The following is a 24585-nucleotide window of genomic DNA, read 5'->3' as shown; positions in this document are numbered from 1 at the left end:
GATATGGGAAATTATTGTACGTTAAGGCTGTTTTTGTATTTTTCTATGTTAGCCGGTCGTAGAGGTCGGAACTTACTTAATGTTTTTTTACGCTTTCTTGTCCAGATATAATCTCCTGTCAAATTGATATGCTCCCATCCTAATGGAGATAGATGTGATAACAATTGATCATTGATTTTTATTCCCTGTTTTTTCAGAGAGTCTACAGCTCTTTCGATGTAGACCGTGTTCCATAGCGTGATGGCAGCTGTGAGCAGTGTTAGTCCACTGGCACGGTAGCTCTGATTTTCCAGGTTTCTGTCCCTGATTTCCCCCAACCTGTGCATAAATACCGCACGGGCAAGGGCATTACGGGCTTCTCCTTTATTAAGCCCTTTTTGTACACGTCGACGCAATGCTGGATCTCGAAACCAGTTCAGCATGAATAATGTTCTTTCTATTCTCCCGATTTCTCTGAGAGCTTTTGCCAGACCGTTCTGTTTTGGATAACTGGCCAACTTCTTGAGCATTAGGGATGCAGTAACTGTCCCCTGGCTGATCGAGGTGGCTAGACGAAGCACGTCAGCCCAGTTTGATTTAATATCTTTCAGATTCAGGCTGTTCGAAGATATAATAGACTGAAGTCCAGGGTATTGTTGGGCTTTTCCTTGAATAAAAAGTCGTTTGTCATGTAGATCTCGAATTCTTGGGCAGAATTCAAAACCAAGTAGGTGCATCATGGCAAATACATGATCGGTGAAACCAGATGTATCGGTATAGTGTTCCCGGATTTCTAGATCACTTTCGTGATACAGCAAGCCATCGAGTACATGAGTTGAATCTTTTACCCGACTGATAACCCTGGTATAAAATGGACTGTATTGATCAGAGATATTCGTATAAAACTGAATACCAGGATCCTGTCCATATTTAGGATTGACTTGTCCAGCGTAGCGTCTAAGGCTTCCGACTCTGAAGTTCTGACCGTCTGAAGACGATGTAGTACCGTCACCCCAGTATATCGCCATAGGTTGCTTTCCCTGCGCATTAACTAATTCAGCAAGAGCAGCTGAATACGTTTCATCTCGTATATACCACGCCTGAATACTTTCCAGTGAAGATCTAGTAACTCCAGGACAGGCCTCTGCCATTTTACCTAGCCCAAGGTTAATTCCATCAGCCAGGATAATGGTTAGGAGGAGCCGAGTATCAGGGCGGATGACCTCATTTTTGAGATGAGAAAAATGGTTAGTAAACGCTGTCCAGTCGTTTACTTCATCCAGTATCTCTGTAATTTTAGGATGAGGTAACATACTATAAACCAGGGCTGTCAGCGGTGAAACCTCTGCAGGAACACTATTATCCAATGGCGTGACCTTTACTCTTTTATTAGATATTTCAACATTAGGTAAATCACCTATAAGGGCCATTTTGTTTACCTCTTCGAGTCATGATTTCAATAATGTTAGGCGACTTCCAATATATTGACTGTAATCAAAAGGGACAGAAAGTGGTAACTGATGATTCTGAATCAACTTATTAAACTTCTTTTTAGGAATGAGGTAATCGTCAAAATTTTTATATCGGCGAGAACCTTTTACCCAGATATCCCCTGAACGAAGCGCGTCTTTCAGTTCGTTAAGAGCGAAAAATTCATAGTACTGTCGATTTATTCCGGTGGGTGCAATAACCACTTTCCTCCAGCTTTCAGGAATAAAATCCAACGGTTCCATTGGTGGGACCTTTCGTAACTGTTTATGATACATTTCTCTGATGACTGTCAGAGCCTCGGCTAGTGACTGTGTAGCTGGCGTGGCATTCAGTTCCAACGCAGACAACATTCTTGGAGCGTATTTACGTAACGTACTATATTTCTCAATAATAATATGCAGTGGATCAAAATTACTTTTTTTGGTCAAAAAACGGGTTTCTTCTAGACTTATAATAAATTTTTGCCATGGCATAACATGTTCAATAGCAGTCCATGGATCTTCTCCGGATTCACGGGCTTCAGTTAATGCTTGACCAATAGCAATATACTGGTACAGTTTAGACTGGATAAGTTTACCTGTTTGCTGGAGTCGCTCCGCCTGAGTCCTTTTAGCCCGGCTGAACATACTGTTCAAGATACGCTCATGCAAATCGATGATCTCATCTGTAAGTGTAGCTCTGGCTTCTTCAATCACACATATTAGAATAGCGTATCGTCTGCTTGATGAGAACTTAGTCAAATCTCGGCTGCTCATATTCCGACCCTCACGGGCCAGTTTCAGTAACCGATTCTGATGAACTAAACGTCCGATCCCTACCGGTAAGTCTATTGCCACGATCGTATTCAAGCATTCAATGTGCTGTAATACATTTTTTCCGTTAATTTTACCAGGAGGTTGAAGAATCCAAGATAGACGTGAAAGATGATTATTTGATGCAATCAGAAGGCTGTCTAGATTGACCTTATGCTCTGATATAAGTTGAGCATTCAGTTCCGAGAATATTATTTTATCGCCAGCAGCCATGGCCTTTGAGCACGTTCGCTCCAGTACATCAATAGTGGGAATAATCACGCAATTCCGCTGCATATACTTTAGAAGTTCTTGTGCAAGAAGAATACCCTTGTCAGTGCGTTTTGCAAGTGGAATTAAATACGAAATGCAATCATTTTGAATCTGTTTTGTAAATTTTTTTAGTCCTAGATAGTGGTATAGTTCTATTAAATGTTCCCTGCGAGTGGTGTCTCGTCCTGATGCATAATCTTTCCAAAGTTCATTTGATAAATTAAGTCTGCTAGCGATATGCTTGAGTAAAAAATCGGAAAGTAGTGATTTTTTATCTGGGATCATCCCTATGTTCTTCAGGTAACAAAGCAAGACAGAAAAACCGAACCTATTGGCTGGCTTGCGGTGCGTATTAATATTTGTCTCCTAGGCATATAGTTTGCATTGATAATTATTTTGTAGATTAATTTTCGTTTAAATTTTTATCGCATAATGGTACACCTCAATGAAATATCTTAAAAATTATTAAATTGAATCAATGAAATAACCTATATGCAATAGATTCAATGACATAACCTAAATACGATAAATTCGTTAGAATATGTTCATCAGAGCTTATTTGAGAGCTTCAACAGAAGATCAGTTTGCAGATCGAGCAAAAGAAATGCTCGAGCAGTTTGTTCAGGAGAGAGGACACAAAATCGCTAGCTACTACCGAGAAAATATCAGCGGAACAAAACTGGAAAGACCAGAACTGGGACGATTACTAATGGATAGTCACCGAAATGATATTCTACTAGTAGAACAAATAGATCGGCTGACCAGACTTAGTAACAGTGACTGGCTAACACTCAAAAAGCAGATTGAACATCATGAATTGAGAATTGTAAGTCTGGACATCCCAACTTCATGGCAGGTTTTGTCTGACAAAGAACCATCACAAAATGATCCAGTAACTCGTGCTGTGATTTCTGCCATCAATAATATGCTCATGGATCTAATGGCCGCAATGTCGTATAAGGATTGGTTGAGTCGTCAGCAACGGCAAAAACAGGGAATCGAAAGAGCACGTCAAGAGGGTAAATATCGTGGAAAACAGGCTGATCATGAGCGTCACCAGAAGGTAATATATTATCGAAGTGTTAAAAAACTATAAGCATTCAAGATATCGCACGAGCTACCGGGTACAGCGCTTCGCAGGTATGTCGTATTCAGAAATTGTACTTTGTAAACAATGAAAAAAGCGATGCTAAGCACTTTTAATAAATTGCTGGAAAGTGGGAAAAGTAATGTCTGAAACATGTTGCTAATCAGGTAAATTTATACAATAACCTGGAAGAAAAAGAAGAACATCTTTAGTACAGAAAACAGCCTTAACGTACAATAATTTCCTATATCCAAGGAGACCCCTATAGTTCAAGGTGGAGTAAGACTTATTCTGAAAGCAAAACTATTAGATAGGCCATAGGTAATGATAAGAAGTTGTCAGGAAAGCGTAGTACGGGAAATCTGTATGCTACGTTTGACGAGGCGGGCAATGGAAACGGGGATAACACCACCGCGCCATTGTTCGACCCTACACGAGCGATTTTTACTAGTACCCTCATGCAAACATGTACTACCAAATTGGACATATTTTATTAGAAATCATAAGTATCCGTGAGATTTATTTATGGAAATTGAACCAGAGAATTAAAGTTCAAAAACTAAATCTATTAGAATTTTGTCTTGAAACCCTAACTTTATGTCCATTCTCTCCTGCTGGTCCAAAATTACACTCCGTCAAAAGAGCCATTTATGACGAAAAATTATAAATATGATCTAATATTAAAATCACTTAGAAAACACAAAACTCATATTCCTAATCAAACTTAATATTGATTATGAGCGAAATATAAAAATCGCTTAATTTATAATTAATTTTCGGATGACTGATTTTCAATGCAAAAATTTTCCACTATAATTTAATAAGAAAATATATCATTTTTTGTAAAAAACATAATTGTTATAAAATATTATGAATCAGTAGAAAATAATCAATTTATTAAATATTTTCTGGTGCGAAATGTGAGCAAAAGCATTTCACAATCTTCTACTTTTCAGGTTTAAACTTGACCGGACAAGGGAGGTTTAATAACCTATACGAACCACACACATAATTACACACTTACGCAGACAGGCCCATTTTTAAATTTTTATATTTTTTTTAGTTTTGATACATACGATTGAACTCTTCCGACTCTACGTCTTCCTCTTCCTTATAAAGATCTTTTTCATAATCTTCTTTCTCATTTTTCCTTTCATAAGCTTCAGAAAACTTATCTAAAAACTCTGAAAAACTTCTAGCAAATAAGCTGGACCTACCATCAAGGCTCATAGAATATATATTATTTTTATTTGTCCTAGATAAATTAATATAATACTCGTCACCTTGATCTATGCCTGCTATTAACCAACATGATTTTATTTGTAAAGCTTTCATTCCATTCGATTTACAACGATTTTCAAATCCACGTTGTATTGATGACATATATCTAACTTTATTAGTAGTACGTTGAGTAGGTCCACATATATAAAAGCCCCCACCATTTATAGAGCCATATTTATTCAAGAAGCCTATATACTCTTTATCTATACTATCCACTGTGAACATATCTACACTCCTACCTAACTCTTTAACTACAGAAGCTATTTCTGTACTAGTTATAGGTGATCCTTCTTTAAAATCTTCTTTATCCAATAACTTCTTTATCTTTTCATCAATAGGTACGCTATTGTTATCTCCTTCTCCAGATACACTACACATGATTTCCTCCTTAGAACTAGACCCTTCACCTCCTGTATTCATTTGACAACGATAACTTGATGAACATCCTAATTGTGCCACACACATTAATAAAAAAGGGTATATATTGTATATATTATTTATACTTAACATAACGTGATTTTTTGTATAGCACATAATATTTATTTTACTTTTGAATTTATCCTGTCAACCTATTTTTATTCGATTTATAACACTACCTTCTAACAAATTCTCTAAATCTATTTTAGAATATTCCTGCATTTCTCTCTTCAAATCTGCTTATCCAATAAACACGGGAATTCCTATCTACAGTTCTTTTAGGAATATTTGTAAGACTATCTATAAATCTATTTTTAAACTTATGTAAACTGTATGGTAACTCGATCGTCACATGGTTATTTCTAATTAAATGGTCTATGTCTACCCTTTCAAATCCTTCCCCGAAATCTGAATGAGGTGCTACCCCACGTTCTGTATTATCTAAATTATTAGCCTGTTCCTCTTTTAGTTCATCTCGTTCATCAGGATCAGCCATAAGAATTCTTTGATCATTATAAAGATCTTTTATTTTAAACTCTGCTCTATCATGTTCTATATTATATATAAGTTTCCAAAGTGTGTCTGGGTGCTCCTGTACACCTGGGTTATCTATAAGATTGGGGTAATAATAACGTCCTTGTATATCTATAAATCGAGAAAAATGTGTAACCTTGGCCCGAACGTTCATATCTCTGCTTTGTTTGCACCTAAGCCAATTACAGAACACAAACATTAATTCTTTTTTCATCCTGTCAATCCTAGTTGGATTAGCAGGAATATTATAATGATCCAAAAAACCTTCATTTCGCAATCTTCCAAGTTTACCTCTTATCTCATGGAGCATTGGTTGGTTCTCCTCTCTTACTGTAATAGGTCTGCCTTCTTGAATATCCCTTTTTCGCCTTTCTAATAGATTTTCTCTTAATAAATCGCCTCTGTTAAGATGCACATTTAACTTACCAGATGAAATAGAGCTACAAGACTGTAAGAAAAAACTAAAAAACCATAATAATAACCCAATTAATGAAGAAAATGAATACCATACCCCTCTATATGTATTTACTATACCTGCCATACGTTAACCTTAATCCAAAACATTAATAACGTCTTAATACAATTAAGACCACTAATTTTATAAAAAAATCAAAAAATCTGCAAATGATTACAGACATATACCACTCCACAAAAACTAAACATTTAACTTTTGAACAAAATAGCCATACAAAGGTCCTCTATTTAAATTACCATACATAACCCTAATAAACCCTGATTCTCTTAGAGCACTGCCTATCAATTTAGTATTCAGTCTAATAGTAGTACCAACAATATTCTGTATATATCTCAGTATATCAGTAGTAGTCATAAACTCACCTTCTTCCTTAGTAGAGGGATAAAGATACTGGACTATCAATTCAGACTCTGTAGACTTAGTATTAAATTGATTAGAACGAGTTTTTAACTCTAAAAATTCTTCTTCACTTAGTTCCCCACTACCGTGATCTAATTTATACAAACTATAGGCTTGTTCCCAGGCTTTCTCTAATATATATATGGCCTCATCATCTAAATAGTCAATGGAATCTATTTCAAAACTAATCCATCTACTATTACCCAAATCTGACCTTAAAAATTCAATATTATTGGTACTACCTACAAAAGAAGCTATACGTGATGCTGTTATTTCATCTTCCTGATAAGGCAAACGTACATTAATATAAGGCTGAGACAGCCAAGTCTTAATTACCTCTGAGTTAGAACGGAGCTGATGTAGCTCATCCAAATCTATAATAAAGTTTCTTATAAGAGCCTTTTGAGCATCTTTTTCATTGCTTATAATCGGATTACCATTGTAATATTTCCTATTATTAAAAGTGCTTAGCATCGCTTTTTTCATTGTTTACAAAGTACAATTTCTGAATACGACATACCTGCGAAGCGCTGTACCCGGTAGCTCGTGCGATATCTTGAATGCTTATAGTTTTTTAACACTTCGATAATATATTACCTTCTGGTGACGCTCATGATCAGCCTGTTTTCCACGATATTTACCCTCTTGACGTGCTCTTTCGATTCCCTGTTTTTGCCGTTGCTGACGACTCAACCAATCCTTATACGACATTGCGGCCATTAGATCCATGAGCATATTATTGATGGCAGAAATCACAGCACGAGTTACTGGATCATTTTGTGATGGTTCTTTGTCAGACAAAACCTGCCATGAAGTTGGGATGTCCAGACTTACAATTCTCAATTCATGATGTTCAATCTGCTTTTTGAGTGTTAGCCAGTCACTGTTACTAAGTCTGGTCAGCCGATCTATTTGTTCTACTAGTAGAATATCATTTCGGTGACTATCCATTAGTAATCGTCCCAGTTCTGGTCTTTCCAGTTTTGTTCCGCTGATATTTTCTCGGTAGTAGCTAGCGATTTTGTGTCCTCTCTCCTGAACAAACTGCTCGAGCATTTCTTTTGCTCGATCTGCAAACTGATCTTCTATTGAAGCTCTCAAATAAGCTCTGATGAACATATTCTAACGAATTTATCGTATTTAGGTTATGTCATTGAATCTATTGCATATAGGTTATTTCATTGATTCAATTTAATAATTTTTAAGATATTTCATTGAGGTGTACCATTATGCGATAAAAATTTAAACGAAAATTAATCTACAAAATAATTATCAATGCAAACTATATGCCTAGGAGACAAATATTTAATACGCACCGCAAGCCAGCCAATAGGTTCGGTTTTTCTGTCTTGCTTTGTTACCTGAAGAACATAGGGATGATCCCAGATAAAAAATCACTACTTTCCGATTTTTTACTCAAGCATATCGCTAGCAGACTTAATTTATCAAATGAACTTTGGAAAGATTATGCATCAGGACGAGACACCACTCGCAGGGAACATTTAATAGAACTATACCACTATCTAGGACTAAAAAAATTTACAAAACAGATTCAAAATGATTGCATTTCGTATTTAATTCCACTTGCAAAACGCACTGACAAGGGTATTCTTCTTGCACAAGAACTTCTAAAGTATATGCAGCGGAATTGCGTGATTATTCCCACTATTGATGTACTGGAACGAACGTGCTCAAAGGCCATGGCTGCTGGTGATAAAATAGTATTCTCGGAACTGAATGCTCAACTTATATCAGAGTATAAGGTCAATCTAGACAGCCTTCTGATTGCATTAAATAATCATCTTTCACGTCTATCTTGGATTCTTCAACCTCCTGGTAAAATTAACGGAAAAAATGTATTACAGCACATTGAACGCTTGAATACGATCATGGCAATAGACTTACCGGTAGGGATCGGACGTTTAGTTCATCAGAATCGGTTACTGAAACTGGCCCGTGAGGGGTCGGAATATGAGCAGCCGAGATTTGACTAAGTTCTCATCAAGCAGACGATACGCTATTCTAATATGTGTGATTGAAGAAGCCAGAGCTACACTTACAGATGAGATCATCGATTTGCATGAGCGTATCTTGAACAGTATGTTCAGCCGGGCTAAAAGGACTCAGGCGGAGCGACTCCAGCAAACAGGTAAACTTATCCAGTCTAAACTGTACCAGTATATTGCTATTGGTCAAGCATTAACTGAAGCCCGTGAATCCGGAGAAGATCCATGGACTGCTATTGAACATGTTATGCCATGGCAAAAATTTATTATAAGTCTAGAAGAAACCCGTTTTTTGACCAAAAAAAGTAATTTTGATCCACTGCATATTATTATTGAGAAATATAGTACGTTACGTAAATACGCTCCAAGAATGTTGTCTGCGTTGGAACTGAATGCCACGCCAGCTGCACAGTCACTAGCCGAGGCTCTGACAGTCATCAGAGAAATGTATCATAAACAGTTACGAAAGGTCCCACCAATGGAACCGTTGGATTTTATCCCTGAAAGCTGGAGGAAAGTGGTTATTGCACCCACCGGAATAAATCGACAGTACTATGAATTTTTCGCTCTTAACGAACTGAAAGACGCGCTTCGTTCAGGGGATATCTGGGTAAAAGGTTCTCGCCGATATAAAAATTTTGACGATTACCTCATTCCTAAAAAGGAGTTTAATAAGTTGATTCAGAATCATCAGTTACCACTTTCTGTCCCTTTTGATTACAGTCAATATATTGGAAGTCGCCTAACATTATTGAAATCACGACTCGAAGAGGTAAACAAAATGGCCCTTATAGGTGATTTACCTAATGTTGAAATATCTAATAAAAGAGTAAAGGTCACGCCATTGGATAATAGTGTTCCTGCAGAGGTTTCACCGCTGACAGCCCTGGTTTATAGTATGTTACCTCATCCTAAAATTACAGAGATACTGGATGAAGTAAACGACTGGACAGCGTTTACTGACCATTTTTCTCATCTCAAAAATGAGGTCATCCGCCCTGATACTCGGCTCCTCCTAACCACTATCCTGGCTGATGGAATTAACCTTGGGCTAGGTAAAATGGTAGAGGCCTGTCCTGGAGTTACTAGATCTTCACTGGAAAGTATTCAGGCGTGGTATATACGAGATGAAACGTATTCAGCTGCTCTTGCTGAATTAGTTAATGCGCAGGGAAAGCAACCTATGGCGATATACTGGGGTGACGGTACTACATCGTCTTCAGACGGTCAGAACTTCAGAGTCGGAAGCCTTAGACGCTACGCTGGACAAGTCAATCCTAAATATGGACAGGATCCTGGTATTCAGTTTTATACGAATATCTCTGATCAATACAGTCCATTTTATACCAGGGTTATCAGCCGGGTAAGAGATTCAACTCATGTACTCGATGGCTTGCTGTATCACGAAAGTGATCTAGAAATCCGGGAACACTATACCGATACATCTGGTTTCACCGATCATGTATTTGCCATGATGCACCTACTTGGTTTTGAATTCTGCCCAAGAATTCGAGATCTACATGACAAACGGCTTTTTATTCAAGGAAAAGCCCAACAATACCCTGGACTTCAGTCTATTATATCTTCGAACAGCCTGAATCTGAAAGATATCAAATCAAACTGGGCTGACGTGCTTCGTCTAGCCACCTCGATCAGCCAGGGGACAGTTACTGCATCCCTAATGCTCAAGAAGTTGGCCAGTTATCCAAAACAGAACGGTCTGGCAAAAGCTCTCAGAGAAATCGGGAGAATAGAAAGAACATTATTCATGCTGAACTGGTTTCGAGATCCAGCATTGCGTCGACGTGTACAAAAAGGGCTTAATAAAGGAGAAGCCCGTAATGCCCTTGCCCGTGCGGTATTTATGCACAGGTTGGGGGAAATCAGGGACAGAAACCTGGAAAATCAGAGCTATCGTGCCAGTGGACTAACACTGCTCACAGCTGCCATCACGCTATGGAACACGGTCTACATCGAAAGAGCTGTAGACTCTCTGAAAAAACAGGGAATAAAAATCAATGATCAATTGTTATCACATCTATCTCCATTAGGATGGGAGCATATCAATTTGACAGGAGATTATATCTGGACAAGAAAGCGTAAAAAACATTAAGTAAGTTCCGACCTCTACGACCGGCTAACATAGAAAAATACAAAAACAGCCTTAACGTACAATAATTTCCCATATCCAAGGAGACCCCTGTTAGGTAGGTTCAAACTTAAATCTCTACGACCTTTTTTCTCTTCAAAACGAACGATTATACCTGATTTTTCTACCTTGTGTTTGATAACGAAAATCATAGGTATGATTTCTCCAGGCGCTACTACCATTCGTTTAGGTTTTAGTTTAATAGGAATAGCGGTTTTGTCTTTGTTGTTTCCTACAAAATATACGCTTCCTACCTTATAGTTATAAGGAGATCCATTTCTCAATACAAACTTTAAAACAATTTCTTCCCCTGTGCTTACCGCATTACTCAAAAAACAACTTATTGTTTAGTCTGATGAAAACGTTTAATATTTGGCTGTTCCTGCGATACGTATTCTATAAGCTTCTGTTAAGGATTCAGTTAAAGGTTCATCGGTGTCCCATTTCTCTGCTTCTTCTATCTGCTTAACTTTATGCTGGGTAAGATCATACATTGGCTGTATGCCTGCATCATAACTAACGGTTCCATAAAATACATCAACCTTTTCATTTTTTTGCCTTCGTTGGATAGGTAAAAGACTGTAATAGTGGTTTTACCTGTTTTCGGATGTTTAGCCTTGACTTCTAAAAACCTACCTTCTTCTTTGGATACATACTCTTTATCTCCATTGCCAAAAGAAATCTTTTCAATCGTACCATTGAGTTCCAGCAAAATAGGATATTGATCTGAAACTTTGATATCCAATGCAAAAACAGGAAAATAAGATACCAAAAATATGAATAAGCTATTTTTCTTCATGGTTTAAAAAGGTTAAATCAGTTATCATTAACCCATATGGATTTTTACTGCATCTAGCTGTTGGTTGCATTTCTAATGCAATGCCTTGATGGTAGCTATGGGTTTTGACTTTCCCTTGTCCAGTTAAAAATTTTAAATCTGTTTGAAAGTAAATCTGTGATCTATAGGGATAGTTCTGTGTATCAGTATGTATGCTTTTAACATAAACCGTAGTTACCCCATTAGATTCCTTATATACTTGAAACAAACTATCATCAGAAAAGAGTTTTTTTAAGGTGACTCTAGAGGTATTATTCATAACGGTTAAAGCTCTTTCAATGTTTTCTTGGTAATTGTTTTCGCTATGGGCAAAGCCATCTTGGATAAAGCGTATAGCAAAATTTTCTACCTCAAAGGTTTCTTTACTGTTATTAGTAGGATTATCTTTTCTTATACCTACATGGGTCCCTTCAAGGGTAGCAAAATAGACCAAATCACTTCTGTTCTATTTAAATACCAAATAGCCTAAAAAAGCAGATAAACCACCTAAGGATACCAAAAGAAAAACGACTAAAAATCGTAGTAGGTTAATGATATTCCCGTAATGATAGCTGTTTAGCTTATGAATCGATTGAACGGTTGATGACTGATAATCTTTTTAATCTGACATATTTTATTAAGTTTTTTATAATAGAATTACAACCCTTTTCTCCCATTAGCTCGTTTGTCAAAAGTCCTTACGCAGTAAGGATTATTGTTTATCTTTTTTTCCAAATTTTGGCAGATGACTAACCCCATAAGCCATAAACTGACTGGTCTTTGCTTCTCCTATCGCAAAAAGGCTGTTCCCTACCGTGTTACCTATATATAGAGAGGTAAGCGGACCTACCATAGCATACATCAAGCAAGTAGCTATGGCAGCACCGATACCATCTACGTTATTGAACTCTAAAGAAATCAGTGAATAGTCTAGCAAATCAATGGTTACCCCCCACATTAAAAAGGAAATCAGCATATTGAGCCAATAATTAACTATCCACTAAAATTTCCTGGTAAGAGGCTAGCAGCAATGGCCAAAGGGCCTACTTGTAGGGTAAATAGGATCGATTGATGACGGAATATAGTAGTGGTTAAACCCATCACACGAGATATTCCTTTTAAAAAGCTAATAGTAACATTCGAAAAACCATTTTTAATCAGCTGCCATATACTTACGGAAGGATCTTTTATACTTTCAAAACTATCAGGTTTAACAAGATCATGCCAATCAAACCCCTTCATAATCAAAGCGGTTAATTTGTCTAGCATATGAAAAATATCCAAGTAGAACTGTAAAAGCAAAAAGGTAACAGTCAGTGTTAACAGACTGGTATAACAGGATTTTAATAACTCGGCAGTGCTTAAATGATACTGAAAATAATAGACCATTAAACGTACCAACAAGAAAGGCAATAGTAATAACTTGGCTAACTCAATCATCTTTCCAATGGTGGTATCCACCATTAGGTTTTGTGCTTCCAGGTTTAGGTGAACTGAAGAAGATAGAATACCTTGAAAATGACTAGACATAATATTTTTGTTTAGTATGATATACCCATTCTGCAATGTCATCTTCTATATTTCCATGTTTTTTAGTCAATGCAGCGATTTGGTTTCTTTCTGATGGATGAGAGGTAAATATAGCATGCTCCCAAAGAGAGGGTTCTAGCAGCCACACATGGCTTTTACCCATCTCTTTAATAAAGATTTCCCTAAAACCGCCTGGGCCATTGTGTCTGCGCAGACTGGCATACTTTTGCATGTCTAACTCATTCATACCTAGGAAAGCACCTATTTCTTCCCTACTAGAGGCTTTTTCGTTATACAGAAGGATAAAGGTAGCTGCATTGTATTGTTTTTAATGGCACTGGCTATCTTAGATGATTTTATTTCTTGAATATCTTGTGTGATGATTCGGATAGAAGTCTTGGTTTTTCTGCCTTTTCGGTAAAAAGCTTCTATGTGCTCTCTAGAAGCATCATCTAAATTCGTCCAACCTTCTTCAATATCTATGAACTTAGTAGAGTCTGGATGTTTAGCGACCATCTCAAAAGCAAAGTCAAAAAGAATTTGCACCACCAATGGATAGAGTTTGCTATTTCCTTTAATGGCCTCTAGTTCAAAACATACTAACATATGGTCGACTAGATAGTCTTGCGATAATGCACTAAAATGATCTTTGTAAATACCATGGGCAAAAGGCTGTAAAACAATAAAAAATTCTTGAAAAGGGAATAACTGATCTTTTTTTAGATCAAGAATAGCTTGTCCATTAGCTGCTACCAATGCTTGTAAATAGTCATAAAATCCCGTTAAAGTAGGGATGACCGCTTTTGGTAAATCTCTATAATAATCACTAATCCATTGAGAGAGTAAAGATTTTTCTACTTCACTCATTGGATTTTCATTCAAATCTCCCTTCCACATTTTGCCAATCAGTTGAACCAGAAAGATGATTTTGCTGCTATCTGGCAGGTATCTGCCAGATTCATCAGATGGAAATAAAAAAGGATTTAGGCCTAAAGATTTTTCTGCACTGAGTTCAATATATTTGCCTCCTAAAGCCCCGAATAAGTGACGATAGGTGCCACCACTGTCAATGACAATAACTATATGGCCTGCTTCAAATCGATCTTTAATCATTTTGCCGTTAAAAAAGGATTTTCCAGATCCAGAAGGACCGAAAATAAATGTATTTTGATTGTCTAAATCGGTGTTAAATGGGTTGAAATAGATGGGTTCTCTGTATCTATTGACCAGTAAAACATCTTCTTTATAGCCTGTAAAGGGTGTGGTACTATTCATATGGGCGACCGCTGTTAACAAAGGAATAGGTATACGTCCATATACTTGATTGCCATTGCCTGGTAAAGCAGTACAAAATAAGTTAGCGGTATCGATGGTTTCTAAATAACCCCTCATGCCTATACCTGAAAAAGCAGCTAATACTTGAGAAGTATATTGATTAAGGGTATCCAAATCAGTTATGCCAAATGGTATGACTAAGAAAGATAAATAGACAATGGGTTCGTTACGCTGGAGAAGGGTTTGTTCAAATTTAGCCATCTCGCTGCGTATATGTCTGATGTTTTGCAGCTTACGCTCATCTAGTTTGGTAGCCTCACTCCAGGCAAATGCATTGAAGTGGTTTTTTAAAAATGCTTCAGAGTCAATCATACGAATGACTCTAGAAATGATATGTGGAAAGTCTAGGCTACGCCCAAGACCTTCTGTTAAAGGGGCATAAACGCCACCATTGTTACCAAATTTATCCAACACTGTATAACTAGGCTCAGCAGCACTTTCCATTAAAGAAATTACTTGTGCTTTTCTATTAGCTAGTAATAGATATTCCTTGTCTTTGACAAAGCCACCATATAATGTGCCTTCAGGATCTTCAAAGTTTAAGGATAAACATCTATGTACCAGTCTGGAAAATGCACCAGCAGTAAGAGGGGTTAAGGGAAGATGGATAGATACACTTTGACGAAATTGGGCAGCATCTTTTTTAGCTATTGTGAGTCGCTTTTCTAAACTAGCAAATGGATTTTTACTAAAACTTTTTGTCTCATCCCTAGAATAAAAAGTAGATAGTGGCGTATGGTCCTTATACAATCCAGGAAAGGAAAGTATGATATAGGATTCATGGCGCAGTATAGGACGACTTTCTGTATGACTGAATTGTTTTTGTTTAAAGAAATCAAGCTCGTTACTATCTATGGATGGGTTATGCCATTGATCTGGGTAGTATATATCTACTTGTTGCACAAGGCTGTTACAGGGCAATTCTTTCATGCTATTAGAGAGCATAGTAGTCCAATCTATATACTGTTGCTCGGTATACTGTTCCTGAAAGACTAAAGAGGCTTTAAATAGAACAGAAATAGTCCCATCTGCAGATATGGCCATATCATCATGAAAATCTACAAAAGGTAGGACTCTATGTAAGTCTTCTTTCTTATCTTTCTTTGAGAAAAGCATTGATCTTAAATTTTATCCTAAAACTATCTATCGGTACATGCAAAAACTGATAAGCAAAAATACTTGATAACCAGGCAGGATTACTATTTTTCAAGAATATTTTTACCAAAAAAGAAATAATAACCATGAGGCTGGTTAAAGAAATGGTCCACATTCGGTTGTAGTGTAACCAATCCTCACAGTAGCAAGAGGTAATATAGGTCAGGCAGCAAATACCTAGCGACACTAAGGCTTCTGGTAACGAAAAAGGACCTAAAAAGCCTTTTTCTTTTAAGTAGGGGCTATTGACTAATTTTTGCATGTTATATTTATTTTTTTACCTGATTTAGAGTTTAAAAAAATTAGAAATCATATCATACAAGGGGCCAATTGACGAAAAAAAGACAATAGCAGCTATCCAGTGTAATAACTCATGAAATATCATGCCTCTATCCCTACCAATATTGTACAAATAGGTTAGTCTAAAGGCGCCTACTACGCCTAGTAGTTTGGCTACCAAGGTTAGCAACTGATAGCCACTTGTAATCCAACCCTCAAGGGCACCTGTGATATCCAGCAATATCATTTTTCTTCTGTTTTAATGTTATACCCTTACTGCGTAAGGATTTTTTTGACCAAAAAAGAACGAGCTAATGGGAAAGAATACTTTATTTTTCTAGAGTTTAAAGTAAGAACCTAGTCAGAGTCAGATACTTTTCTATCTATTTTATTTGGTCTAACCACACTACGTTTACTTAATAGATAACACACTTTATCAATTATTTTATCTATTTCCATATCGTGTTTGTTTACTTCTGATTCTAATCTACTTAACCTATATAGTAGATCCTTCTTATCCTTAATGAATTTATCAAACGACTCATTTAAATCTAAAATATTTCCATCATGTCTTCTTACCTTAGAGGCTAATTCGTCCATACTTTCACAGAGGTCTTTTATTTCTTCTTCTAAATGTTCAACATCGGCCTCTCTAGTTTTGCGCTCATCTTCTATAGCACGCCTAGTTTCTCTTTGAAAAGATTGGTATTCTGCTTCTTTTTCAGCTTTTTTAATATCTAATCTTGTTGTTTCTCTCTTTAAATCTGTAATTTTTACAATTACATCTTCTAAAGATTGTATTACATCTTCCATATTTGATATACCTGCACATGACCGAAAGATATCAGAAAAACTATTTACCTCTCTTTCTAATATATTTGTATGTATTTTACGACCATCTGGTTCTTGATTAGCGTTAATATGATTCATTTCTTTATGCCAATCATTTAATAATCTAGTGGTTAATACTCTAGTCTTTACTCTATCTTTAGTGTCTTGTTTAAGAGTCTGTAGATTATTAAGTACGTCCGAAACTTGACGAGAAACAGCCGTATCATGCTGCATATAGACCAATATGTCATGCAAATTAGAGTGACGGCTACACCAAACTGGTTCTATCTCTTTTAAAGTTTGCAAGGCTGGTGCTGAAGGTATACTGTAGTCCTCAACCAAAGGATTGTATAACTCTTTTCCATCATTGTCTAATGAATCTATTTTAGAAGCTAGTGCTTCAAATAAGAAAATAGAAAGATCTACAGCTTCTGTTTCATGATTTGTGCCATCCGGATAATACAATACCCTAGCCTATACGAAGAGTCATTTACACAACCAATGCTGTAGAATCTGTAAATAGCCAATTCCGTAGAGTCACCAAAAATAAAAGGGTATTTCCTAACGATACAGCTGTCTTTAAAACATTATATTTAACTATTAACTATATGACCAGAAAATGGACCAACGCTATTCAAAATTGGAGTGAGGCTATGGCACATTTTTTAATTAAATTTGAAAGTAGAATTCAATAAACAAAAAAATAATTTACACACTTAAGTAGACAGACCCCCTATATGGTTCCATTAGCTAACATAAAGGGGTAATTTAACTAAAAGCCCGGTTTGTCTGATTTTGGTTCAAAACCACTTATTAATCAATCCATTTAGTATAGAAATAATTTTCATTTTCCCTTATCAATTTTATTATAATCATTTGACTATCAATTATTTTACATTTCTATAAAACTCATAGTTTTTTGTCAGACAATTTTCGTTTGTTAATGTATGTGTTTAGGGAAATATGATTTTTATAATTAAAAAATTTAGCTATTTTTCTAACTGATAGACCCAAAGTTAATAATTCGACAATTTTCTCTCTATCGACATCAAACTGACTTTTTTGCAGTGTTCCTTCAGGTTTGCCGAGTTTTATTCCCTTTGCTCTCTTTGAGGCTAATGCTTCCTTGGTTCTTAAACTGATAAAATCTCGTTCAAGTTCCCCAAAAAATGAAAATAAGGTAACAACCACTTTTGAATTAAGGTCATGACGATTAAAATTGAGATGCTGCTTTATAATTATAATGCATACTTGTCGGTCAATTAAGGTATTAACTAGATCAACCACTTCAGCTGTACTTCTTCCTAATCGGCTTAGTTCTGTGACGACTAATGTATCCTGAGGGGATAATTTTTTGTCAGCTCATCAATTCTTCTTTGTTTGCTATTTTTGGTTGCTGATATGGTCACTTCAATATATTCATCAATCTTCAGATCATTCCTCCGTGCGTATTCGAGTATTTCATATTTTTGGTGCGTTACATCTTGTTTATCTGTTGAAGCACGCAAATAAGCTAAAATTTTACTCATGTTATCTTTTAACTTAAATTATACCGTAAGGCTTAACATTTTGTATTTGTTTTATATTATGTAAAATATAAACAAAATAATAATTATTTAACGAGCGTTAACAGTTTACATATTAGGACGAAGATAATTTAATACCTGTTTTTACTTCTATTTTAGATAATCCTTCATATTCAAAGTTGCATTTATGTCTTAATAAATCGGAGAATAAATTCATTGGACATATAACAGATACTACATCCGTAAATCATGATTATCCGTGAGGTTTATGGAAATTTAAACAGATAAAAAAATTACAGTTTTAAAAATAAGTTTATTAGAACTTTGAATTGAAACCGTAACTTTCTGCTAATCTGGGTCTGATCGTCCAATTAATTATGTATATTAGTTAAATAACTAAACAGTTAATTCTTTATTTAATATTATAACTTCTAATATAAAATTGATGTTCATGGCAATAAAGGTTAAGAAAACTCAAGTTGGTTTAGGTATTGCGCCTAGAATGAATGAAAGTAAGATTACTAATTTAACTAAGTATCCTTCTGATCAGTTAGTTACCATGAATTTTAAAGTAACTGCAGAGTTAAGACGAGCATATAAAAAATATGCACTGGAAAAAGATAAATCTATGGTAGAGATATTAAAAGAGTCTTTTGATTTATATCGTTCAAAAAACATATAAATTTAACTAAATAACTAAATATTTATTTAGTTAAATAATTTAATAATGATTTAACTAAATGTAATATATATGGCAGTGTTAATTGGTGTAGTTTCTCAAAAAGGTGGTGTAGGCAAAAGTATGATAAGCAGGTTACTTGCAATGGAATATGCACGCGTTGATTGGAATGTTCTTATAGCTGACATGGACAGTTCTCAAAGCACATCTTATGAATGGAATTTGCGTAGACAAAAAAATAAAGTTAGCCCGTTAATTCATGTAGAACGTTTTATAGATGTTGAAGATACCATACAAGTTCAAGAATCGTACGATCTTGTTATTTTTGATGGCGCACCACATGCAAGTAGGATGACAAAAAGTATTGCCAATATTGTTCACTTATTACTTTTACCAACAGGGAACTCTATAGATGATCTAAATCCTCAAATTAGATTAGCACATGAGTTGGTCAATGATGGAATAAATAAAAATAAACTGGCATTTGTTTTATCTCGGGTTGGTAATAGTCATGCAGAGTTAGATGAAGTATTAAACTATTTGAATCAAACAGGATATATGATACTTTCTGGTCATATCTTAGAAAAAACAGCTTTTAGACAAGCTGTAAGAGAAGGTAGATCAATTTCCGAGACACGTTATATTCGGTTAACTAATAAATGTGAAGAAGTTGTCCAATCTGTGGCAGACAGAATTGACTATTTAACTAAATAAGCAAAGCGTTAATTCATTATATAGTTAAATAATTAAATCATTAAAGTAGCCAATTATGAATGTAGTACCAATTGATTGAAGTATATTGTGAATTTTAAACCAGTTGTAGCGAATGAATAGAAATTTGCAGTTTCAACATAAAATTTTGTTGTCCAATGTTAAAACGTATTCCTATGAGAAATAGAACTTGAATAAGTTCATTTTTGCATGTTTTTAGAATTAAAATGTTATATTTGTAATATTGGATACGTTTTGGTAACTATATATGGGTTCTTCCTATTTTAGTAATATTTACTCATTAGTTTTTTATCTTATCACATTTAACTATTTCATGCTTCTTAAGAAGTTATCTTTATGACAGAGAGATTGAAACATGATGGCCTCGCTAAGAAAGTCCTTTCCGATCCAGTAGCTGCCCGTGAGTTTCTTAGCCATTATTTACCAGAATCGTGTAAATCATTGTTAGATCTAAACACTCTTAAAATAGAAAAAGAATCATATGTAGAGGATAATTTAAAGCAAAAATTTAGTGATTTAGTATTCTCTATCAAGATGAAGAATAATCAGAAAGCTTTCATATATACACTTGTTGAGGCCGAGGTTAGCCCTAGATATTGGACAGCATTCAAGTTATGGAAATATATGTTTCTCTTACTTGAAAGGCATAAGGTGAAAAATAAATCAAAACTTCCACTAATAATTCCGCTGGTCGTATACCATGGTAATACACCTTTTACTGTCCCAAGAAATTTATGGGAGTTATTTAGTGAACCTACTCTTGCTAAAGAGTTTATGGGCGGTGATTACCAATTAGTAGACTTGTATGCTATGCCAGATAATGAGATCAAAAAAAAGGAACATCTCGGCATGCTCGAATATTTTATGAAGTATGTTCACTCCCGTGATATACTTAAGTTATGGGAAGAATTTTTAGAAAACTTTAAATCATGTATTGTTCTTGACAAGGAAAAAGGTTATATTTACATAAGAAGCTTTTTATGGTATAGTGATAGTAAATTACCTGAAGATCAGCAATCTGTTCTAGAAAATATTATCACAAAGCATCTACCTAGTGAAGATAAAGAAGATATTATGAGAACTATAGCACAAAAATATAGGGATGAAGGTATCCGAATAGGAGAGGAGAATGGTATCCGAATAGGAGAAGAGAATGGTATCCGAATAGGAGAGGAAAAAGGAAAGCTAGAGGGTAAAGTAGAGATCGCCAAATCCATGCTTAATAAGGGCTACCCTGTAGAGGATATTATTGCTCTTACTGGTTTACCTGTATCTCGTATCGAGGGACTTGTGTAGACCTATTTGTATCTATCTTCTTCGGTACATTCTAAGTATTTAGGTTGAAAGATTCCAGTTCTAAAGAAATCATTATTCACCCAATATAGATCTGGATCTTTGGTCTTTGCTAATACATTTTTGGCGCATAGTTCTGCTATCCCATCGCAGGGGTATTCCATATTTATATATATCATAAACCTATTAAACTCATTTAGCTTAAATAAGAATTTTTCTTCTTTAAATGAATGTTTACACATTAAATACTTAATGATATTCTTAGCTTTATTTGACAGTTCATCTATGAAAAACTCATCGAACTGTACCTCTGACCTGTAGTTTAAAAAAGGATTATAAGGAAACTCCTTCACTTTTTCTAGTTTGTATTTTTTACTCATTTTCATTTAAAATTTACTATTTCTTTTTATTTTACCTTTAACGATATGCTGTATTAGATCTTTGTTTAACTTTTCACTGTGAAGCTCTGCAATAGCTTCTTTATCATTTTTAGACACTTCTTCCGATGCCACTTGAAGTCTGTTGATTCGTTCCACTAGTTCTCCCATATCTAAGATATTTTTATTTTTAATGCTTTCTAGTTGAAAGTATTTTACGGGGTCATTTTTATAAAAATTAGGATTAGATAGCGTTTTATCTATTTTTTTATTTTGAATCTCTAGATTTTTGATCTGTTCTTTATAAACTGGAATCAGTCTATTATTGGCCTCTTTAGAGGCTATTTTTATCTGATCTGATCGGCGCAACTCTCCTTGAATGTCTGAGCAAATGGAGTTTAAACTTTTTGGTGGTTTTGTGTTTAGGAAATTACTACTTCTACCAGTAAAAGAATCCACTCTACCTAATAGGGATTTTTCTCTATAACAGGAAAAAGAACAATTTCTTTTAAGGTCTCTAGTACAATCTAAACTAGGAATATAATCACTAAGGTTGAGACTAATACCACTTATTTTTTCTGATATACCCAGCACTACTTTACCATATTTCGCATCAGATAGATCTTTGAATAATGATTTACCTTGGTTTTTAATAGAATTAGCGTCTTCCACACTCTTTTTTAGTTTTCTCATACTATCAGCCGCATCCTTCATTTGTTCTAAAACGTTGTTAGAGGTACCTACTTGCTCTTCCATCAACTGTGCGGTCTTTTCTTCTGGAGATAGACCAGGTATCCACTTCTTTAATCCGTTAGGCAGGATTTTATTTAATCCTGATTTGATAGAAGATCCTATACTTGCTGAAGAGGTTACAGGAATGAGCAGGCATAAACAGACCACACCATATTTTTTAAATTTATTCATTTTTCTATTGGTTTAAGAAACACTTTTCTTCTATTTTCTATTGTTATTTTTTGCTCATTTTTAACGGATTTAATACCATCTACTACTACTCCACTGATCTCTCTTATCCAAGAATTACTGCCACTACTAGCTGCTTTGCTAAGCAATTTGTTTTGCGCTTGATCAATGAAAGGATGTAAATTTTCTACTAATAGTCCAATCATATAATCTGAATCATATAAACCAACAGCAACTGGAATCACATTTTTACCAAATTCAGCTGTTTCTAACTTAGACAGAATTCTTTCTTTTCCAAAAGCAACGATGCCGTATAAAAACGCACCTTTGGGGATTTCTTGACCTTTGTAAGTAAAAGCTTCTTTGACACGTATTTTAATACTTCTGCCATGTTTGAGTTCTTGTGTCCCATACACATAACCTGCAGCAAAGCTGTTTTTTACCTTAATATTCCTTTTTCTGCCTTTTCTTTCAAAGGCTACTGGAAAGTAGTTTTTTTCCTGTTTTGTAGGATACACTACCTTATTAACTTTTTGCACTACCTTTTTAGGTTTAACACTAACTTTTTCAGGTTCTTTAACCGGTTCTGGTTCAACTATTGATACATCTTGATGTATATTTTTAGCCATATCTTCAAACAAAGAGCAACGTACCTGTGCTGATTGCATGCGACCTACTCCCTTCATTCTTTGATTGGTTTCTTTAGTAATCGATAAGGGTTCTGCTTTTTCGAGTAGCTTACAAGTTTTAGGTGGAGGCGCTACAAAAAAATCATGCCAACTATTTGTTTTTCTAACATCACGTAATATCACCCAAGCAATAACCAACAATCCAGCGAGTCCAAAACCTAATTGCTTCTTGTCCATAGGCACTACACTTCTTTAGATTCTTTAACCAAACAGGGTATACTCAGCAACAATCTGTTAGGTAGGTTCAAACTTAAATCTCTATGACCTTTTTTCTCTTCAAAACGAACGATTATACCTGATTTTTCTACCTTGTGTTTGATAACGAAAATCATAGGTATGATTTCTCCAGGCGCTACTACCATTCGTTTAGGTTTTAGTTTAATAGGAATAGCGGTTTTGTCTTTGTTGTTTCCTACAAAATATACGCTTCCTACCTTATAGTTATAAGGAGATCCATTTCTCAATACAAACTTTAAAACAATTTCTTCCCCTGTGCTTACCGCATTACTCAAAAAACAACTTATTGTTTAGTCTGATGAAAACGTTTAATATTTGGCTGTTCCTGCGATACGTATTCTATAGCTTCTGTTAAGGATTCAGTTAAAGGTTCATCGGTGTCCCATTTCTCTGCTTCTTCTATCTGCTTAACTTTATGCTGGGTAAGATCATACATTGGCTGTATGCCTGCATCATAACTAACGGTTCCATAAAATACATCAACCTTTTCATTTTTTTGCCTTCGTTGGATAGGTAAAAGACTGTAATAGTGGTTTTACCTGTTTTCGGATGTTTAGCCTTGACTTCTAAAAACCTACCTCCTTCTTTGGATACATATTCTTTATCTCCATTGCCAAAAGAAATCTTTTCAATCGTACCATTGAGTTCCAGCAAAATAGGATATTGATCTGAAACTTTGATATCCAATGCAAAAACAGGAAAATAAGGTACCAAAAATATGAATAAGCTACTTTTCTTCATGGTTTAAAAAGGTTAAATCAGTTATCATTAACCCATATGGATTTTTACTGCATCTAGCTGTTGGTTGCATTTCTAATGCAATGCCTTGATGGTAGCTATGGGTTTTGACTTTCCCTTGTCCAGTTAAAAATTTTAAATCTGTTTGAAAGTAAATCTGTGATCTATAGGATAGTTCTGTGTATCAGTATGTATGCTTTTAACATAAACCGTAGTTACCCCATTAGATTCCTTATATACTTGAAACAAACTATCATCAGAAAAGAGTTTTTTTAAGGTGACTCTAGAGTATTATTCATAACGGTTAAAGCTCTTTCAATGTTTTCTTGGTAATTGTTTTCGCTATGGGCAAAGCCATCTTGGATAAAGCGTATAGCAAAATTTTCTACCTCAAAGGTTTCTCTACTGTTATTAGTAGGATTATCTTTTCTTATACCTACATGGGTCCCTTCAAGGGTAGCAAAATAGACCAAATCACTTCTGTTCTGTTTAAATACCAAATAGCCTAAAAAAGCAGATAAACCACCTAAGGATACCAAAAGAAAAACGACTAAAAATCGTAGT

At 35.2% G+C, this 24585-nt stretch carries 27 protein-coding genes and 3 pseudogenes; 6 read left to right on the top strand and 24 right to left on the bottom strand.

The window, feature by feature from the left end; translation table 11 throughout:
- Positions 1-11 precede the first annotated feature (11 nt).
- Positions 12-2891, bottom strand: a pseudogene (locus FPG78_RS04130) (Tn3 family transposase).
- Between the two features lie 184 nt (positions 2892-3075).
- Between FPG78_RS04130 and FPG78_RS04125 the strand changes: the two are divergent.
- On the top strand, positions 3076-3630 hold the full coding sequence (locus FPG78_RS04125; RefSeq protein ID WP_320411056.1) for a recombinase family protein: 555 nt from the start codon (positions 3076-3078) through the stop codon (positions 3628-3630).
- 1050 nt (positions 3631-4680) lie between these two features.
- Here FPG78_RS04125 and FPG78_RS04120 read toward each other — a convergent pair.
- From FPG78_RS04120 to FPG78_RS04105, 4 genes are all read right to left on the bottom strand, one after another.
- Positions 4681-5361, bottom strand: a complete 681-nt coding sequence (locus tag FPG78_RS04120; protein WP_223262001.1) for an SMI1/KNR4 family protein — start codon at positions 5359-5361, stop codon at positions 4681-4683.
- A 163-nt stretch (positions 5362-5524) separates the two neighbouring features.
- On the bottom strand, positions 5525-6394 hold the full coding sequence (locus tag FPG78_RS04115) for a hypothetical protein (protein WP_144086742.1): 870 nt from the start codon (positions 6392-6394) through the stop codon (positions 5525-5527).
- A gap of 114 nt (positions 6395-6508) precedes the next feature.
- The gene (locus FPG78_RS04110) at positions 6509-7213 is read right to left on the bottom strand and encodes a VapE domain-containing protein (RefSeq protein ID WP_144086741.1); all 705 of its coding nucleotides are present in this window, start codon (positions 7211-7213) and stop codon (positions 6509-6511) included.
- Between the two features lie 78 nt (positions 7214-7291).
- A complete protein-coding gene (locus FPG78_RS04105) occupies positions 7292-7846 on the bottom strand; it encodes a recombinase family protein (RefSeq protein ID WP_320411055.1) in 555 nt (184 codons plus the stop codon).
- A 167-nt stretch (positions 7847-8013) separates the two neighbouring features.
- Between FPG78_RS04105 and FPG78_RS04100 the strand changes: the two are divergent.
- Positions 8014-10911: pseudogene (locus FPG78_RS04100) on the top strand (Tn3 family transposase).
- On the opposite strand, the gene FPG78_RS04095 reads toward FPG78_RS04100, so the two are convergent.
- The 10 genes from FPG78_RS04095 to FPG78_RS04050 all read right to left on the bottom strand — a co-directional run bounded on the left by FPG78_RS04095 (position 10861) and on the right by FPG78_RS04050 (position 17294).
- A complete protein-coding gene (locus tag FPG78_RS04095) occupies positions 10861-11214 on the bottom strand; it encodes a hypothetical protein (RefSeq protein ID WP_144086740.1) in 354 nt (117 codons plus the stop codon). The pseudogene FPG78_RS04100 and the gene FPG78_RS04095 sit on opposite strands and share 51 nt — an antisense overlap.
- A gap of 125 nt (positions 11215-11339) precedes the next feature.
- On the bottom strand, positions 11340-11681 hold the full coding sequence (locus tag FPG78_RS04090) for a hypothetical protein (RefSeq protein ID WP_144086739.1): 342 nt from the start codon (positions 11679-11681) through the stop codon (positions 11340-11342).
- Positions 11668-12153 carry a VirB8/TrbF family protein gene (locus FPG78_RS04085; RefSeq protein WP_144086738.1) on the bottom strand — a complete coding sequence of 162 codons (486 nt, stop codon included), beginning with the start codon at positions 12151-12153 and terminating at the stop codon, positions 11668-11670. The genes FPG78_RS04090 and FPG78_RS04085 overlap by 14 nt, the downstream gene beginning before the upstream one ends.
- Before the next feature lie 258 nt (positions 12154-12411).
- A complete protein-coding gene (locus FPG78_RS04080) occupies positions 12412-12675 on the bottom strand; it encodes a hypothetical protein (protein WP_144086737.1) in 264 nt (87 codons plus the stop codon).
- A gap of 17 nt (positions 12676-12692) precedes the next feature.
- Positions 12693-13229, bottom strand: a complete 537-nt coding sequence (locus FPG78_RS04075) for a hypothetical protein (protein ID WP_144086736.1) — start codon at positions 13227-13229, stop codon at positions 12693-12695.
- Positions 13222-13494, bottom strand: coding sequence for a TraG/VirB4 family ATPase (locus FPG78_RS08125; RefSeq protein ID WP_255431782.1), 273 nt, complete (start codon positions 13492-13494; stop codon positions 13222-13224). Before FPG78_RS08125 ends, FPG78_RS04075 begins: the two co-directional genes overlap by 8 nt.
- Entirely contained in the window at positions 13491-15680 is a 2190-nt protein-coding gene (locus tag FPG78_RS08120) for a VirB4 family type IV secretion system protein (RefSeq protein ID WP_144086734.1), read from the bottom strand. The genes FPG78_RS08125 and FPG78_RS08120 overlap by 4 nt, the downstream gene beginning before the upstream one ends.
- On the bottom strand, positions 15658-15981 hold the full coding sequence (locus FPG78_RS04060; protein WP_144086733.1) for a hypothetical protein: 324 nt from the start codon (positions 15979-15981) through the stop codon (positions 15658-15660). Before FPG78_RS04060 ends, FPG78_RS08120 begins: the two co-directional genes overlap by 23 nt.
- Before the next feature lie 24 nt (positions 15982-16005).
- Positions 16006-16245, bottom strand: coding sequence for a hypothetical protein (locus FPG78_RS04055; RefSeq protein WP_144086732.1), 240 nt, complete (start codon positions 16243-16245; stop codon positions 16006-16008).
- Between the two features lie 110 nt (positions 16246-16355).
- On the bottom strand, positions 16356-17294 hold the full coding sequence (locus FPG78_RS04050) for a hypothetical protein (RefSeq protein WP_144086731.1): 939 nt from the start codon (positions 17292-17294) through the stop codon (positions 16356-16358).
- A gap of 11 nt (positions 17295-17305) precedes the next feature.
- Between FPG78_RS04050 and FPG78_RS04045 the strand changes: the two genes are divergently transcribed.
- Positions 17306-17524, top strand: coding sequence for a transposase (locus FPG78_RS04045; RefSeq protein ID WP_223262060.1), 219 nt, complete (start codon positions 17306-17308; stop codon positions 17522-17524).
- A gap of 214 nt (positions 17525-17738) precedes the next feature.
- On the opposite strand, the pseudogene FPG78_RS08115 reads toward FPG78_RS04045, so the two are convergent.
- Together FPG78_RS08115 and FPG78_RS08110 are read right to left on the bottom strand one after the other, a co-directional pair.
- Positions 17739-18119: pseudogene (locus FPG78_RS08115) on the bottom strand (recombinase family protein); the annotation flags it as partial.
- A gap of 38 nt (positions 18120-18157) precedes the next feature.
- Positions 18158-18337, bottom strand: a complete 180-nt coding sequence (locus FPG78_RS08110) for a recombinase family protein (protein ID WP_255431741.1) — start codon at positions 18335-18337, stop codon at positions 18158-18160.
- A gap of 469 nt (positions 18338-18806) precedes the next feature.
- On the opposite strand from FPG78_RS08110, the gene FPG78_RS04035 reads away from it, so the two are divergent.
- From FPG78_RS04035 to FPG78_RS04025, 3 genes are all read left to right on the top strand, one after another.
- Complete coding sequence (locus FPG78_RS04035; protein WP_144086730.1) at positions 18807-19037, top strand: hypothetical protein; 231 nt, start codon at positions 18807-18809, stop codon at positions 19035-19037.
- 69 nt (positions 19038-19106) lie between these two features.
- Positions 19107-19748, top strand: a complete 642-nt coding sequence (locus FPG78_RS04030) for a ParA family protein (RefSeq protein WP_144086729.1) — start codon at positions 19107-19109, stop codon at positions 19746-19748.
- Positions 19749-20102: 354 nt separating this feature from the next.
- Entirely contained in the window at positions 20103-21062 is a 960-nt protein-coding gene (locus tag FPG78_RS04025; RefSeq protein WP_144086728.1) for an Rpn family recombination-promoting nuclease/putative transposase, read from the top strand.
- A gap of 2 nt (positions 21063-21064) precedes the next feature.
- Here FPG78_RS04025 and FPG78_RS04020 read toward each other — a convergent pair whose 3' ends face one another.
- From FPG78_RS04020 to FPG78_RS03995, 7 genes are all read right to left on the bottom strand, one after another.
- Positions 21065-21439, bottom strand: coding sequence for a hypothetical protein (locus FPG78_RS04020; protein ID WP_144086727.1), 375 nt, complete (start codon positions 21437-21439; stop codon positions 21065-21067).
- 6 nt (positions 21440-21445) lie between these two features.
- The gene (locus FPG78_RS04015) at positions 21446-22360 is read right to left on the bottom strand and encodes a hypothetical protein (RefSeq protein ID WP_144086726.1); all 915 of its coding nucleotides are present in this window, start codon (positions 22358-22360) and stop codon (positions 21446-21448) included.
- Positions 22357-23223 (bottom strand): conjugative transposon protein TraM, encoded by an 867-nt coding sequence (traM, locus tag FPG78_RS04010; protein ID WP_144086725.1) that lies wholly within the window; start codon positions 23221-23223, stop codon positions 22357-22359. Before traM ends, FPG78_RS04015 begins: the two co-directional genes overlap by 4 nt.
- Positions 23224-23228: 5 nt before the next feature.
- Positions 23229-23558 carry a hypothetical protein gene (locus FPG78_RS04005; RefSeq protein ID WP_144086724.1) on the bottom strand — a complete coding sequence of 110 codons (330 nt, stop codon included), beginning with the start codon at positions 23556-23558 and terminating at the stop codon, positions 23229-23231.
- Positions 23559-23566: 8 nt separating this feature from the next.
- Positions 23567-23719 (bottom strand): hypothetical protein, encoded by a 153-nt coding sequence (locus FPG78_RS07720; protein WP_223262000.1) that lies wholly within the window; start codon positions 23717-23719, stop codon positions 23567-23569.
- The gene (locus FPG78_RS04000; protein WP_144086723.1) at positions 23683-24024 is read right to left on the bottom strand and encodes a hypothetical protein; all 342 of its coding nucleotides are present in this window, start codon (positions 24022-24024) and stop codon (positions 23683-23685) included. The genes FPG78_RS07720 and FPG78_RS04000 overlap by 37 nt, the downstream gene beginning before the upstream one ends.
- Before the next feature lie 269 nt (positions 24025-24293).
- Positions 24294-24560 (bottom strand): hypothetical protein, encoded by a 267-nt coding sequence (locus FPG78_RS03995; protein ID WP_144086722.1) that lies wholly within the window; start codon positions 24558-24560, stop codon positions 24294-24296.
- Positions 24561-24585 lie beyond the last annotated feature (25 nt).

This window comes from Cardinium endosymbiont of Dermatophagoides farinae, from assembly GCF_007559345.1.
GTDB lineage: Bacteria > Bacteroidota > Bacteroidia > Cytophagales > Amoebophilaceae > Cardinium.
This window is presented reverse-complemented; position numbering and strand designations above follow the sequence as displayed.

Coding starts and splice junctions, on each gene's coding strand:
- FPG78_RS04125 (WP_320411056.1), top strand. CDS start 3,076: ATGTTCATCAGAGCTTATTTGAGAGCTTCAACAGAAGATCAGTTTGCA.
- FPG78_RS04115 (WP_144086742.1), bottom strand. CDS start 6,394: ATGGCAGGTATAGTAAATACATATAGAGGGGTATGGTATTCATTTTCT.
- FPG78_RS04110 (WP_144086741.1), bottom strand. CDS start 7,213: ATGAAAAAAGCGATGCTAAGCACTTTTAATAATAGGAAATATTACAAT.
- FPG78_RS04105 (WP_320411055.1), bottom strand. CDS start 7,846: ATGTTCATCAGAGCTTATTTGAGAGCTTCAATAGAAGATCAGTTTGCA.
- FPG78_RS04090 (WP_144086739.1), bottom strand. CDS start 11,681: ATGAAGAAAAATAGCTTATTCATATTTTTGGTATCTTATTTTCCTGTT.
- FPG78_RS04080 (WP_144086737.1), bottom strand. CDS start 12,675: ATGCTGATTTCCTTTTTAATGTGGGGGGTAACCATTGATTTGCTAGAC.
- FPG78_RS04075 (WP_144086736.1), bottom strand. CDS start 13,229: ATGTCTAGTCATTTTCAAGGTATTCTATCTTCTTCAGTTCACCTAAAC.
- FPG78_RS08120 (WP_144086734.1), bottom strand. CDS start 15,680: ATGCTTTTCTCAAAGAAAGATAAGAAAGAAGACTTACATAGAGTCCTA.
- FPG78_RS04060 (WP_144086733.1), bottom strand. CDS start 15,981: ATGCAAAAATTAGTCAATAGCCCCTACTTAAAAGAAAAAGGCTTTTTA.
- FPG78_RS04055 (WP_144086732.1), bottom strand. CDS start 16,245: ATGATATTGCTGGATATCACAGGTGCCCTTGAGGGTTGGATTACAAGT.
- FPG78_RS04035 (WP_144086730.1), top strand. CDS start 18,807: ATGGCAATAAAGGTTAAGAAAACTCAAGTTGGTTTAGGTATTGCGCCT.
- FPG78_RS04030 (WP_144086729.1), top strand. CDS start 19,107: ATGGCAGTGTTAATTGGTGTAGTTTCTCAAAAAGGTGGTGTAGGCAAA.
- FPG78_RS04025 (WP_144086728.1), top strand. CDS start 20,103: ATGACAGAGAGATTGAAACATGATGGCCTCGCTAAGAAAGTCCTTTCC.
- FPG78_RS04020 (WP_144086727.1), bottom strand. CDS start 21,439: ATGAGTAAAAAATACAAACTAGAAAAAGTGAAGGAGTTTCCTTATAAT.
- FPG78_RS04015 (WP_144086726.1), bottom strand. CDS start 22,360: ATGAATAAATTTAAAAAATATGGTGTGGTCTGTTTATGCCTGCTCATT.
- traM (WP_144086725.1), bottom strand. CDS start 23,223: ATGGACAAGAAGCAATTAGGTTTTGGACTCGCTGGATTGTTGGTTATT.
- FPG78_RS07720 (WP_223262000.1), bottom strand. CDS start 23,719: ATGTATGATCTTACCCAGCATAAAGTTAAGCAGATAGAAGAAGCAGAG.
- FPG78_RS04000 (WP_144086723.1), bottom strand. CDS start 24,024: ATGAAGAAAAGTAGCTTATTCATATTTTTGGTACCTTATTTTCCTGTT.